The 12,949-nt window shown below is 40.1% G+C and carries 12 protein-coding genes; 10 read left to right on the top strand and 2 right to left on the bottom strand.

Going from position 1 to position 12,949, the window contains the following annotated elements; genetic code table 11:
• Positions 1-34 precede the first annotated feature (34 nt).
• Together WJP93_RS04875 and WJP93_RS04870 are read right to left on the bottom strand one after the other, a co-directional pair.
• Positions 35-580 (bottom strand): NADH peroxidase, encoded by a 546-nt coding sequence (locus WJP93_RS04875; protein ID WP_066557660.1) that lies wholly within the window; start codon positions 578-580, stop codon positions 35-37.
• A 199-nt stretch (positions 581-779) separates the two neighbouring features.
• Positions 780-1,166 carry a transcriptional repressor gene (locus tag WJP93_RS04870; RefSeq protein ID WP_066557656.1) on the bottom strand — a complete coding sequence of 129 codons (387 nt, stop codon included), beginning with the start codon at positions 1,164-1,166 and terminating at the stop codon, positions 780-782.
• Positions 1,167-1,450: 284 nt separating this feature from the next.
• On the opposite strand from WJP93_RS04870, the gene WJP93_RS04865 reads away from it, so the two are divergent.
• The 10 genes from WJP93_RS04865 to WJP93_RS04820 all read left to right on the top strand — a co-directional run bounded on the left by WJP93_RS04865 (position 1,451) and on the right by WJP93_RS04820 (position 12,918).
• Positions 1,451-3,337: an ATP-binding protein gene (locus WJP93_RS04865; RefSeq protein ID WP_066557655.1), complete on the top strand. Its 1,887-nt coding sequence runs from the start codon at positions 1,451-1,453 to the stop codon at positions 3,335-3,337.
• A 142-nt stretch (positions 3,338-3,479) separates the two neighbouring features.
• On the top strand, positions 3,480-4,193 hold the full coding sequence (locus tag WJP93_RS04860; protein WP_337547176.1) for a GTP pyrophosphokinase family protein: 714 nt from the start codon (positions 3,480-3,482) through the stop codon (positions 4,191-4,193).
• An 81-nt stretch (positions 4,194-4,274) separates the two neighbouring features.
• Positions 4,275-5,261 (top strand): 2-hydroxyacid dehydrogenase, encoded by a 987-nt coding sequence (locus tag WJP93_RS04855; protein WP_227101735.1) that lies wholly within the window; start codon positions 4,275-4,277, stop codon positions 5,259-5,261.
• Positions 5,262-5,374: 113 nt separating this feature from the next.
• Positions 5,375-5,956 (top strand): xanthine phosphoribosyltransferase, encoded by a 582-nt coding sequence (locus WJP93_RS04850; RefSeq protein ID WP_227101734.1) that lies wholly within the window; start codon positions 5,375-5,377, stop codon positions 5,954-5,956.
• 113 nt (positions 5,957-6,069) lie between these two features.
• A complete protein-coding gene (gene dtd / locus WJP93_RS04845; RefSeq protein ID WP_262536289.1) occupies positions 6,070-6,516 on the top strand; it encodes a D-aminoacyl-tRNA deacylase in 447 nt (148 codons plus the stop codon).
• A 123-nt stretch (positions 6,517-6,639) separates the two neighbouring features.
• On the top strand, positions 6,640-7,899 hold the full coding sequence (locus tag WJP93_RS04840; protein ID WP_337547175.1) for an FKBP-type peptidyl-prolyl cis-trans isomerase: 1,260 nt from the start codon (positions 6,640-6,642) through the stop codon (positions 7,897-7,899).
• 305 nt (positions 7,900-8,204) lie between these two features.
• The gene (locus tag WJP93_RS04835) at positions 8,205-9,599 is read left to right on the top strand and encodes an MATE family efflux transporter (protein ID WP_262536291.1); all 1,395 of its coding nucleotides are present in this window, start codon (positions 8,205-8,207) and stop codon (positions 9,597-9,599) included.
• A gap of 65 nt (positions 9,600-9,664) precedes the next feature.
• A complete protein-coding gene (locus WJP93_RS04830; RefSeq protein WP_337547174.1) occupies positions 9,665-10,726 on the top strand; it encodes a LacI family DNA-binding transcriptional regulator in 1,062 nt (353 codons plus the stop codon).
• A 313-nt stretch (positions 10,727-11,039) separates the two neighbouring features.
• Positions 11,040-11,963 (top strand): ABC transporter permease subunit, encoded by a 924-nt coding sequence (locus tag WJP93_RS04825; RefSeq protein WP_337547173.1) that lies wholly within the window; start codon positions 11,040-11,042, stop codon positions 11,961-11,963.
• Positions 11,964-11,985: 22 nt separating this feature from the next.
• Complete coding sequence (locus tag WJP93_RS04820) at positions 11,986-12,918, top strand: carbohydrate ABC transporter permease (RefSeq protein WP_066563798.1); 933 nt, start codon at positions 11,986-11,988, stop codon at positions 12,916-12,918.
• The last annotated feature ends 31 nt before the right edge of the window (positions 12,919-12,949 follow it).

The following is a 12,949-nucleotide window of genomic DNA, read 5'->3' as shown; positions in this document are numbered from 1 at the left end:
TCATTACCTCTTTTTGAAGTGACAATGATTAACGTTACTCACCAAAATATCTCTTTAACAGACCTGCAAATGCCTTGCCGTGACGAGCCTCATCGCGAGCCATCTCATGAACAGTGTCATGGATTGCATCAAGGTTAGCAGCCTTAGCACGCTTTGCAAGATCCATCTTACCAGCAGTAGCACCGTTTTCAGCCTCTACACGCATCTGAAGATTCTTCTTTGTGGAATCAGTAACAACCTCGCCTAAAAGCTCAGCAAACTTAGCTGCATGCTCAGCCTCTTCGTAAGCTGCCTTCTCCCAGTATAAGCCGATTTCCGGATAGCCTTCTCTGTGAGCAACACGAGCCATAGCCAGATACATACCAACCTCAGAGCACTCACCCTGGAAGTTAGCTCTTAAATCAGCCAGAATATCTTCGCTGACACCCTTAGCAACACCTACAACGTGCTCTGCAGCCCAAGTTAAGGTCTCTTCCTGCTTTGAGAACTTGGAAGCCGGTGCCTTACATACTGGACAGAACTCTGGAGCAGAATCTCCTTCATAAACATAACCACATACCTGACAGACAAATTTAGCCATAATAGTAATCTCCTTTTCTGATAAAAATATTTATTGTTAATGTCAGCGGAAAAACCGCTTATTATTGTTTGTTACCATATCAATCAGGAACCGTGATAGGGGTCGGTGTCCTGATTGATAATAGTAATTGTTACTGATATGATAGTAGCATAAACCCACAAAGCTGTCAAGAGTTTTTTCAAAAATATAATAAAAAAAACTATTTTGTATCCTCTGAACATCTTTTGCATACCCCTTTAAATAGCAGGGCATGACTTTCTACGATGCCATCAATATGTGCCTGAGCGAGCTGATTTAAAGAATCAAGTGCTGTCATTGGGACATCCTGCAGGCAGCCGCATTTGCGGCATAAAAAGTGATAATGAGGAACGACATTTGGGTCAAAACGGTCAGATCCGTTATCCATCGGAATCCGCATCAGCTGACCATTTTCCTCAAGAACGCCTAGATTGCGATAGACAGTTCCAAGACTGATATTAGGGTGTGTCTGGCGGAGCGCCTGATAAACAGATTCAGCGCTTGGATGATCTGTGCGCCCTGTGAGATACTGAACAATTGCTTCACGCTGGCGGCTGTATTTTATCATAATTAAAAATCCCTTCTATGTAATAATAATTACTACTTTTGTTTTTATTATACAAAACTAAACGTAAGATGTCAACCACTTTCGGGGACTCTAGAATCTAATGAGTACAGTTCACGGATCATCCAATGTTTATGGCAAAGCCCGAAGGCGAATGGCTTTCACGAGGCGGACATTTGTGTGGAAAAACATATATGAATATGCTATGATATTTGATACCAGATTGCTGCGTGCTTTGCACTCCCGCAATCTTCAAAAACATGAGTAAGAAAAGCAGAGGTGCGCGAATGAGACTGACAGGAATACATATTAAAAGCTTTCGTGCAATCCGGGATGTCACAATTGATTCAGTGGAAAATGCCCTGATTCTTGTTGGACAAAATAATACCGGAAAATCCACGATAATAGATGCACTGCGTGTGGCACTTGGAGATATTGCGATAACAAAAAAGGATTTCAACTGGGATGGCGGCAATATTGAGATTGCGCTTACACTTGAATTGACAAAGGATGATTTGAAGCGTCTTTGCCGAAGAGGAATAATCAGCCGTTACAGAAAATTTGATTCTTGGTTTGAGGATTTTCAAAAGAAACTACCATCGTTTGTACCAATCTTTGAAACTGACGGTGAATCAATAAATGAGCGTGGTGAGCTGTCTTTTTGCTTTATTGCAAATAAGGATGGCAGAAAGCGCTATTTTGACGGCTTTAAAAAGAACAATCCTTATATTGAAAAGCTGCTTCCACGTATCTATAGTGTCAGTCCTGAGCGTGATATTGAGCGGCTGCAAAGTGATCTTTTGCTTCTTCGTGAGGACGCGCTGATTTCTAAAATGCGAAGTGGTTGTTGTCTGTTTGAGGAGGCAAAGACATGTGACCATTGCTTTTCATGCATTGGCTATATCAATCAGAAAAAACCAATTGAGCTTGATGCATTCGAGGCATCTAAGCTTTTAGACTACAAGCTGTACCAGATAAACCTTGAAGAGTTTTCAAAGAGTGTAAATGAAAACTTTAAGAAAAACGGCGGCCAGGATGAGATTGTCTACTCCATGAATAGAAATGTTGAACAGATGCTTCAGGTTACAACAGAAATCGGCAGTAAGACACAAAGACAGACACATACGCTTAGTGAGATGGGAGAGGGAATGCGAAGCATTTATCTTTTGTCTCTTCTTGAAACATATACAGAGATGCAGGAACAGCTTTCAAGTATATTGATGATTGAGGAACCAGAGCTTTTTCTTCACCCAACACTGCAGCGTGTGGCTGGTGAGATTTTGTATCGTTTGTCACGAAAAAATCAGGTTGTGTTTACAACTCATTCACCTAATCTTCTTGCAAACTTTAATAGCCGCGAAATTCGACAGGTAGTACTTGATAAGCAAGGACGTTCCATTGTGCGCGACAATACGGATATCAGTGTAATATTAGATGATTTGGGATATACGGCAACCGATCTGATGAATGTAAACTTTGTATTTATTGTGGAAGGAAAACAGGATAAAAACCGATTGCCTATTTTGCTTAAAAGATATTATTCTGAAATCTATGATAAAGACGGCAATCTGTCGCGCATCGCAATTATTACAACAAACAGCTGTACAAACATCAAAACGTATGCAAATCTAAAATATATGAACCAGGTCTATTTGAAAGATCAGTTTCTGATGATACGAGACGGTGACGGAAAAGACAGGCGAAAGCTGATAAGCCAGCTGTGTAATTATTACGAGGAGGCAGGAAAGCGCGATGTAGACCATCTGCCTAAGGTGCGTCCTCAAAATGTGCTTGTTCTGAAATATTATTCATTTGAAAATTATTTCTTTAATCCCAAAATCATGGCGCAGCTAGGTGTTGTCGAGTCAGAAAATGCATTTTATCAGACATTCTATGAAAAATGGCAGGAATATTTATCGAGACTTTCAAGCGGACAAAAGCTTATAAGTGTAATAGGTCACGATCTGACAGGACCAGAGGATGTAAAAGCACATATGGAAGAAATACGCATTTATATGCGCGGCCACAACATGTTTGACTGCTTCTATGGTCGTTTTAAAAAAGAAGAAAATGAACTTTTAAGCCGTTATGTAGCGCTGGCACCGCGAGAGGAATTTGCCGATATCCTCGATGCAATAGACCGTTTTGTATATTTTGAGAGTCGAAAGGTATGAAAGCCTACGGGTAATATGTTACAAAACGCGAAAAGAAATACTTTAAAAAGCAATCAAAATATGGTAAACTGATAGAGAAGCAGCAAAAGTTTTGGCTGCATGACAAAAAGTAAGTTAGTGTAAGTTAGGAGAAAGTTAGTAAATGGAAGAAATCAGCGAACACCGCATAGATAAGTGGGAAACACTTATGTTTACATACGAATCTGCGCTGAAGGAAATAGCAACAAAGATTGATATACTGAACAATGAATTTATCAAAATACATAATTACAATCCGATTGAGCATGTAACATCACGAATCAAGTCTTCGGAGAGTATTGTAAAGAAATTAAAACGCCATGGCCTGGAAGTTAATATGGACAACATGCAGAACTGCCTGAGTGATATAGCAGGCATCCGTATTGTCTGTTCCTTTACTTCTGATATTTACCGAATTGCGGACCGCATTAGCAGTCAGTCAGATATTCAAGTGCTGACCGTTAAAAATTATATCGCAAATCCGAAGCCAAATGGCTACAAGAGTTACCATATGGTTGTATCGGTTCCCGTATATTTGTCAACAGGACCGGTTAACGTGAAGGTGGAAATTCAGATTCGCACAATTGCGATGGATTTTTGGGCATCACTTGAGCATAAAATCCGCTATAAATTCGAGGGAAAAGCACCGCAGCATATCAATGAAGAGTTAAAAGCTTGTTCAGACATTGTAAATATGCTGGATGCAAAGATGCTTTCACTAAATGAAGAGGTGCAGGCATTGCCAAAGGTCGGCGTTGAGGAACATCACGAGGAAAACGTCAGGATGCAGAAGATGTGGGAGGAGAATAAAATAGTAGACAAACTTCAGAAAAAATAATACATCAAAGCGCCTGTGTATGTTTTCTAAAAAATTGAGAACCCTTTCAAGGGAATCATCTATTAGAAAAGGAGATTGCATATGAACATTTTGTTTTATGGTACAAAAAAGTACGATGAAGAGTTTTTTGATGCGATTTTGCCAGAGTATCCAGAGCTTTCGATTCATTATCTGGAGGCAAATTTGTCACCGGAGACAGCGGCATTAGCAGCAGGCTACGAGGCGATCTGTGCATTTGTTAATGCTAATATTGGGGCTAAGACAGTTGAACAGCTGCATCGTCAGGGCGTTAAATTAATTTTAATGCGCTGTGCAGGCTACAACAATGTAGATTTGAAAAAGACAGCAGAGTATGGCATAAAGGTTGCACGTGTGCCTGGCTATTCACCAGAGGCTGTTGCAGAGCATGCGATGGCATTGGCGCTCACAGCAAATCGTCATACGCACAAGGCTTATATCAAGTGCAGAGAAAATGATTTCAGCTTAAACGGACTGATGGGTGTAGATCTTTATAAGAAGACAGCCGGAATTATCGGTACTGGAAAAATTGGTATGGCGATGGCACGAATCTGCAGAGGTTTTGGCATGAGAGTGCTTGGCTATGATATGTATCCAAACCCTAATAATGATATCGAGTATGTAACGCTTGATGAACTGTTAGCGCAGAGTGATTTGATTTCACTTCACTGCCCGTTAACTGAGCAGACACATCACTTAATCAATCGTGAGTCCATTGCGAAGATGAAGGATGGCGTAATTTTAGTCAACACGTCAAGAGGCGGTCTTGTTAATACAGAGGAGCTGATTGAAGGTATCAGAAAGGGTAAGTTTTTTGCAGTTGGACTTGATGTTTATGAGGAAGAAAATGACAAGGTTTACGAGGATCTTTCAGGCACAATTCTGCAAAGCTCCACAATGGCAAGACTTTTATCATTCCCAAATGTCATGGTAACTTCTCATCAGGGCTTCTTTACGAGAGAGGCGCTTGAGGCAATCAGCCGCATCACACTTGAAAATGCAGCTGCATTTGAAAAGGGCGAAACACTTGTAAATGAGGTAACAAAGTAAACCCTAAAAGCACAACATGGTATAATAGGCTGCCGGAATCCGGTAGCCTTTGATACAAATATACATAGACAAAACATGAATAAACACTAATCAGAAGGGCGGTAAGGAACATTATGAAACTGTTAGAAGAAAGAATTCGCAAAGATGGTATTGTAAAGCCAGGAAATGTATTAAAGGTTGACAGCTTTTTAAATCATCAGATGGATATCGAACTGTTTTCAGAGATGGGAAAAGAATTTAAGAGACTGTATGAGGGTTGCCCAATCAATAAGATTCTCACAATTGAGGCAAGTGGCATCGGCATAGCCTGTATTGCAGCACAGTATTTTCATGTGCCGGTTGTATTTGCAAAGAAGACTCAGAGCATTAATCTTGACGGTGATGTGTATTCCACAAAGATTCAGTCTTTTACACACCGCAGAATTTATGATGTGATTGTTTCCAAGAAGTTCCTTTCCCCAGAAGATCATGTGCTGATCATTGATGATTTTTTGGCAAACGGATGTGCATTAGAGGGACTGATTGATATTGTAAAAAGCTCTGGTGCTACAATAGAGGGTGTTGGCATTGCAATTGAGAAGGGCTTCCAGAAGGGCGGCGATTTAATCCGCGGCAAAGGTATTCGCGTGGAGTCTCTGGCAATCGTTGATGGAATGAATGCAGAGACTGGAGAAGTTTTCTTCAGAGAGCAGTAATAAGAGAATAACAAATGAAACCCAGGGGATTCCTCTGGGTTTTACATTTGAAGCCACAACGCAAAGTGGTTTAAGAAAAATATATAAGAACAGCAGACAGAGGAAAAAAGATTATGAAACTTGTAATTCAAAGAGTAAATCATGCAAGTGTGACAGTAGAGGGTAAAGTAACAGGAGAAATTAAAAAAGGTTATCTTGTTCTTCTTGGCGTTGGACAAGGCGACGATGAGTCAATGGTGGAACGCTATGTAAAAAAGCTTCATAAGCTGCGCATTTTTTCGGATGAAGAAGGAAAAATAAATCGTTCAATCGAGGATGTAGGCGGTGAGGTGCTTGTAGTATCACAGTTTACGCTGTATGCCGACTGCAAAAAAGGTAATCGCCCAAGCTTTACGCAGGCAGGTTCCCCAGCAGAGGCAGAGCGCTTATACGAATATTTTTTAGAGGAATGCCGAAAAGAATTTGGCAAAGTCGAGCATGGTATTTTTGGAGCAGAGATGAAAGTATCACTCGAAAATGATGGACCGTTCACGGTAATCTGGGATAGCAGAGAATGGTAAATCTGTGAAAATTGAATGAAATTTTACTCAATTGGTTTTCAAACGCATAAATTTGTGATAGAATGGATTTATGTCATTCAAAGAAAGGGAGTCCTGGACACTGAATCAGGACAGGTGAAGGTAATGAGAAGAAGATTTTTAGCAGCAGCACTCGGTATTAGCATGGCAGTAGCTATGACTCCTGCAGCAGCATTTGCAGAGGAGACAAGCACAGAAGAGGCAACTGAGGTTGTATCAGAGGTTGCATCAGAAGATGAGACTGGTGCTGAGGAAGAATCAAGCGAAGCCGAGACAGAGGCATTTGATTATAGCGAAGGCTATGATGAAAAGGGATTTTTTGAAGGTGTGAAGGCACTTGATTATGTAACGCTGCTTGATTATTCCCATATGGAGCTGTCAGATGAAATCATTCCATCTGATGAGGCTGTGCAGAGCCAGATTGATAAGACATTAAGCTCTTATACAAAGACAAACCAGATCACTGATGAAAATCGTCTGATCGAGGATGGTGATACTGTAAATATTGATTATGTAGGTTCTGTTGATGGTGTTGAGTTTGAGGGCGGAAGCACTGACGGAAAAGGTGCAACTGTTACCATTGGCGTAACAAGCTTTATCGATGGATTTTTAGATCAGCTGATCGGTCATGCACCGGGCGAGAACTTTGATATCAATGTTACATTCCCAGATCCATACACTAATAACACAGATTTAAGCGGCAAGGATGCTGTTTTCAATATCACAATCAACTATATCGAAGAGAAGATAACACCAGAGTTTGATGATGATTTTATCGCTGAGAATCTGCCGGATTATGAGAGCGCAGAGGCATATCGTCAGAGCGTCTATGACAATCTGTACAAGCAGAACATGTATAACGCACTGTTCCAGTATGTAGTAGAAAATTCCGAGATCAAAGATGTACCGGAAGAGGTTGTTGATACAGTTTACAATGAGCGCTATCAGTATTATACCTCTATCGCATCTATGTACGGTGTAGGAATAGATGCTTTCTTATCTGCAAATGGACTTGATGAGGATTCCTTCAGGGATATGTGCAAGACATATGCAGGAAACTATCTTGTACTGCAGGCCGTTATGGAAACTGAAGGTTGGGAGATGACAGCAGATATTGCAAAGGAATCTTTAAACTTTACTGATGAGGATTACGAGAAGGCAGTTGGTGTTTATGGTGAGCCATATGTAATGTTTGCAGCAAGCACTGATTATGTGTTAGGAAAGCTTTCAGAGAACGTAACCTTAGTCGAGATGGAAGAGGAGTCTTCAGAAGAAGTTTTTGAGGAAGCATCTTCTGAGGTGTCTTCCGAGGAGGTATCTTCCGAGGAAGTTTCCACAGAGGAAGCATCTTCTGAGGCAGAGTAAAACATTCTTGTATATAGGATAATAACAAAGATCATTGTCTGATTGATTACAAACAGGCAAAAAGCCTCGTTGGAGCGGTAAATGCTTCTTCGGGGCTTAAAAAATGTTAACTATTCAGAGCCATGCAAAATTGCTTTCTGTGAATGCTTGCATTCAGACAGAATAGCAATTTTATATGGCGAGGTAACCACATGAGCAAAATAGAAGCATCGAAGATGCGATTTTGCGAATGGGGTTCTGAATAGTTACAAAAAATGTTAAAAAGAAAAAGCGACAGTTTGGGGAAGAAAAAAAGGAGAAAAATTATGGAAGAGAAAACAAAACCACAGGCAAGAACGCGGGATTTGGGAAAGGGAAGCATACCAAAACTTCTTGCACAGCTTGCGATTCCGGTTGTTGTCGCACAGATTGTCAATTTGCTTTACAACATTGTAGACAGAATTTATATCGGACATATTCCGGGAATAGGTGCGGCAGCGCTTACTGGTGTTGGCTTGTTTGCACCAATTTTAATGTTGATAAACGCGTTTGCTATGCTGTCTGGTTCAGGCGGAGCACCAAGAGCAGCAATATTCATGGGAAAGAAGGACAATGAAACGGCAGAGAAGATCATGGCAAACTGCTTTTCATTGATTTTAATTTTTGCAATTGGACTTACCATTTTATTTTCTATTTTTGCACCAAAGCTTCTTATTTTATTTGGAGCTAGTGATGCGACGCTGCCGTATGCAGTTGAGTACGCGCGAATTTATATTTTTGGAAGTATTTTTGTGTTGATTGTTCTTGGAATGAATCTTTTTATCACAACACAGGGCTTTTCTAAAATCAGCATGATGACTACTTTGATTGGTGCAGTCATTAACGTTATACTTGACCCGATTTTTATTTTTGTGTTTGATATGGGTGTGCGTGGTGCAGCAATAGCAACTGTTTTAAGCCAGGCAGTTGGTGCCATCTGGGTGCTTCGTTTTTTGACAGGAGAGAAGACAATCCTGAAATTAAAGCTGTCTAACATGAAACTAAACCCGAAGGTGTTTGGACCGTGTCTTGCACTTGGTATTTCAAGCTTTGTAATGATTTCCACAGAGAGCCTTTTGTCGATCAGTTTTACATCAAGTCTTGCCCGTTATGGCGGTGATGTGGCAGTTGGTGCGATGACCATTATCACAAGTGTGAATCAGCTTATCACTATGCCTCTTCAGGGTATCTGTCAGGGTGGTCAGCCAATCATAAGCTATAACTTCGGAGCCGGAAATAAGGATCGCGTAAAGAAGGCCTTCTTTACTCAGTTTTTTGTGTGCGCTGCATTTACCATTGCCGGATGGCTAGTCATGATGATTGTACCACAGCTGTTTGCAGGTTTATTTACATCAGATACGAACCTAGTAGATTACACTTCATGGGCACTTCACATTTATATGGCGGGTATATTCTCGATTGGTTTTCAAGTGAGTTGTCAGCAAAGCTTTATGGCACTTGGCCAGGCGAAGGTAAGTCTGCTTTTGGCATGCTTAAGAAAAATTGTGCTGTTGATTCCGCTTATATTTATTTTGCCGTGCTTCTTGGCAGACAAGGTATTTGCTGTCTTTTTAGCAGAGCCAATCAGCGATATTTTGGCAGCAACTGTAACGACAATTACATTCTTAACACGTTTTGATAAGATTCTTGAAGTAGGTGTGCAGGTAAAAAAAGGTGATTGATAAAATTTCGCTCCTGTGTTAACATAAAGAAACAACAGGGAAAACAAAAGCGGGAGGAAATCGTAATGGTTACTTTAAAGGAAATTGCGCAGCACTGCGGTGTTTCAGTTACAACGGTGTCAAATATTGTAAATAATAGTCCCAAAAAGGTCAGGGATGAGACACGTAAAAAAGTAATGGAAGCGATCGAGGAACTTGGGTATCATCCAAATTACTTCGCGCAGGGGCTGCGTAGACAGCGCACTAAGACAATTGGTGTTATCACTGAGGATCTTGCGCAGTTTACGACGCCGGAGATTGTCGAAGGCATTATGAAATATTGTGAGGAAAAAAAGTATCGTGTCCTTCTGCAGAATCTTAGGCTGTATTCAAGATGGCAAGATAAATGGTACAATGATGAAACGTTAATCCATAGTGTATTAGATCCAGCTATGAAGGAGCTTGTAAGCATTAAGGCAGATGGACTGATATATATAGCAGGTCATGAGCGAGAGATACATCTGTTTGAAGAAAAAACAGACATGCCGCTTGTATTAGCTTATTGCTGCTCAGATGAAAGTATGACTTCTGTTGAGATCGACGATGAGGAAGGCGGCTATCAGATGGTGAGCTACATTTTAGCACAAGGATACAGAAAGCTTGGAGTGATAAGCGGACGTGCTGACAATATTCATGCAAAACGCCGTTTGCTTGGCTGTCAGCGAGCACTGTTTGAAGCAGGTATTCCGTATAATCCGTCATGGGTTCTTGATGCAAATTGGGAGCCTGAAAAGGCATATACGATGACAGCTAAGTTAGTGAATGCTGGGGTAGATGCGATTTTTTGTATGTCAGACTGGATGGCAGGCGGTGTGTATAACTGTATTCATGATATGGGACTTGAAGTGGGAAAGGATATTGCTGTTACTGGATTTGATAATAAGAAGGTTGCAAATTGGTACATTCCCAAGATGACAAGCAGCCGCCTTCCTCTTCTTGAGGTTGGAACAGAATCGGCAAGACTGTTGTTTGAAAAGATAGAAAAGCAGGACAGTGATGATAATGGAGCTGATAGTGATACGGTAAAGCACATTAAAATTCCATGTGAGATAAAAATACGCGAGTCAGTTCCAAAGCGAAATGAGTAAGAATAAAAACGGTAAACAAATTAGAGGAGCAGTCGGTAAGGCTGCTTCTTTTTTTTGCATGATTTTGTAAATTGGGATCGGAATAGTTAGTATTTTGCAAAATGTAAAAGAGTAACGCTAAACAAACAGTAGAATGGTAAAGCAACACAAAAAAACAGGCTGAATACATAAAGAATATAAAAATAAGTATGCAAAATAGACAAATATAAAAATAAAATCAAATTAGGTATTGACAAAATGCCTGCAAAGTGACATAATGAGATTAACAAAAGAAAAACGTTACACCAAATAAAAAAGAAAGGTAGTGGAGCAGTTGGAAAAAAAAAAGATGACGAAAAAAAAGTGGAAGTCCATACGGTTGTTTTTGTATGTAGCACCTTTCATTGCATTGGTAATTATATTTAGTTACTATCCGTTATACGGATGGATTTACGCATTTTATGATTATCGTCCGCCAAAGCCATTTTCTGAGGCGCAGTTTGTTGGCTTAAAATGGTTTAAGTCACTGGTTGAGAACGATGTTAAGATCAAGCAGATTGTTCAGGTATTAAAAAATACATTTGCGATGAGTGCGTTAACACTTGGTACATCATGGCTTCCAATGCTGTTTGCTGTATTTTTAAATGAGATTCGATGCGTGAAGTTTCGTAAGTTTGTCCAGACTGTTACAACGCTTCCAAACTTCGTCAGCTGGGTTCTTGTATATTCAGTTGCATTCAGCTTGTTTAACAGTACAGGTATGGCAAATACACTGTTAATGAAGCTTGGATTTACAACAGAGCCAATTTTGTTTTTACAGTCCACAAAGCATGTTTGGTTTACTCAGTGGCTGTGGCTGACTTGGAAGAATCTTGGTTGGGCGGCAATTATGTACATAGCAGCAATTTCTGGTATTGATGATGAGCTGTTTCAGGCAGCAAAGGTTGACGGTGCAAACCGTATGCAGCTGATTCATCATATTACAATTCCAAGTTTGATTCCGACTTATTTTGTTTTGCTGATGATTAACATTGCAAACTTCTTAAACAACGGAATGGAGCAGTATTACGTATTTCAGAACGCATTTAACAAACAGTACATTCAGGTACTTGATCTTTACGTATATAATACCGCAATGGGAAGCGGAAGCTATTCCGTATCTGTTGCAATTAGTATGTTAAAGAGTGTAGTCAGTGTAATTCTTCTTGTAGGTGCAAATACCTTCTCGAAGAAGGTACGCGGCGAGAGCTTTATCTAACTTGGATCGGAGGGCAGCTTAGATGAAAAAGGAACAAGTTCATCAACATAAGACAAAGATGAAGGAAAGCTTCGGCGACCGTATGGTCGGTGTTATCTGTTACATCATATTCAGCCTGTGCGCGCTAGTCTGTGTATATCCGTTTTACTACATCTTTATCAATACAATCAGTGCAAATGATTTAAGCGCCAGAGGCGTGATTCTTTTCTGGCCGAGAGGAATTCATTTTCAGAATTATGTGAGCGCACTAAAGATTGACGGTTTATTTCAGGCAGCAAAAATTTCTCTTGGAAGAACAGTAATCGGAACATTTTGTACTGTAGGTGCATCAGCATTCTTAGGTTATATGTTTACTCAGGAAGATATGTGGCACAAAAAGTTCTGGTACAGACTTTTAGTTGCAACAATGTACTTTAATGCAGGAATTATCCCATGGTTTTTGACAATGAAAAATATGCATCTTACAAATAACTTCCTTGGTTATATTTTGCCGGCAATTGTTTCTCCATTTAACATTATCCTGACAAAGACGTTTGTGGAGTCTGTTCCAAAGGAACTTCAGGAGGCAGCAGAGATTGATGGTGCAGGAACTATAAAAGTATTTTTGAAGATTATGATTCCTGTTATTAAGCCGATTATGGCAACAGTTGCTATTTTCTCAGCAGTTAATCAGTGGAATGCATTTCAGGATACACTTCTTTTAATGACAGATACGAAGCTGTATCCGCTGCAGTTTATTTTGTATCAGTATTTGAATCAGGCAAGTTCCTTAAAGGCACTGGCAAACAGTTCTGCAAGCTCAGGCGCTATGGCAGCTGCTTCCGCAACAGCACAGACAGCGACGAGTGTGCGTATGACTGTTACGATTTTGGTTGTTGCACCAATCATGTTTGTATACCCGATTTTCCAGCGATATTTTGTAAAGGGTATTATGGTAGGAGCAGTTAAGGGCTAAAGGGTCAAAAGGAAAAATTAAAGTAAATTAA

Origin of the sequence: Anthropogastromicrobium sp., from assembly GCF_037349415.1 — a bacterium.
GTDB classification, from domain to species: domain Bacteria; phylum Bacillota; class Clostridia; order Lachnospirales; family Lachnospiraceae; genus Anthropogastromicrobium; species Anthropogastromicrobium aceti.
The sequence above is the reverse complement of the archived record's forward strand: the minus strand, read 5'-3'. Positions and strand labels throughout refer to the sequence as shown.

Bases quoted from the DNA above. Each gene is read 5' to 3' on its own strand.
- WJP93_RS04820 (WP_066563798.1), top strand. From the start codon at position 11,986: ATGAAAAAGGAACAAGTTCATCAACATAAGACAAAGATGAAGGAAAGC.
- WJP93_RS04870 (WP_066557656.1), bottom strand. From the start codon at position 1,166: ATGATAAAATACAGCCGCCAGCGTGAAGCAATTGTTCAGTATCTCACA.
- WJP93_RS04840 (WP_337547175.1), top strand. From the start codon at position 6,640: ATGAGAAGAAGATTTTTAGCAGCAGCACTCGGTATTAGCATGGCAGTA.
- WJP93_RS04865 (WP_066557655.1), top strand. From the start codon at position 1,451: ATGAGACTGACAGGAATACATATTAAAAGCTTTCGTGCAATCCGGGAT.
- WJP93_RS04860 (WP_337547176.1), top strand. From the start codon at position 3,480: ATGGAAGAAATCAGCGAACACCGCATAGATAAGTGGGAAACACTTATG.
- WJP93_RS04835 (WP_262536291.1), top strand. From the start codon at position 8,205: ATGGAAGAGAAAACAAAACCACAGGCAAGAACGCGGGATTTGGGAAAG.
- WJP93_RS04850 (WP_227101734.1), top strand. From the start codon at position 5,375: ATGAAACTGTTAGAAGAAAGAATTCGCAAAGATGGTATTGTAAAGCCA.
- WJP93_RS04875 (WP_066557660.1), bottom strand. From the start codon at position 580: ATGGCTAAATTTGTCTGTCAGGTATGTGGTTATGTTTATGAAGGAGAT.
- WJP93_RS04830 (WP_337547174.1), top strand. From the start codon at position 9,665: ATGGTTACTTTAAAGGAAATTGCGCAGCACTGCGGTGTTTCAGTTACA.
- WJP93_RS04855 (WP_227101735.1), top strand. From the start codon at position 4,275: ATGAACATTTTGTTTTATGGTACAAAAAAGTACGATGAAGAGTTTTTT.
- dtd (WP_262536289.1), top strand. From the start codon at position 6,070: ATGAAACTTGTAATTCAAAGAGTAAATCATGCAAGTGTGACAGTAGAG.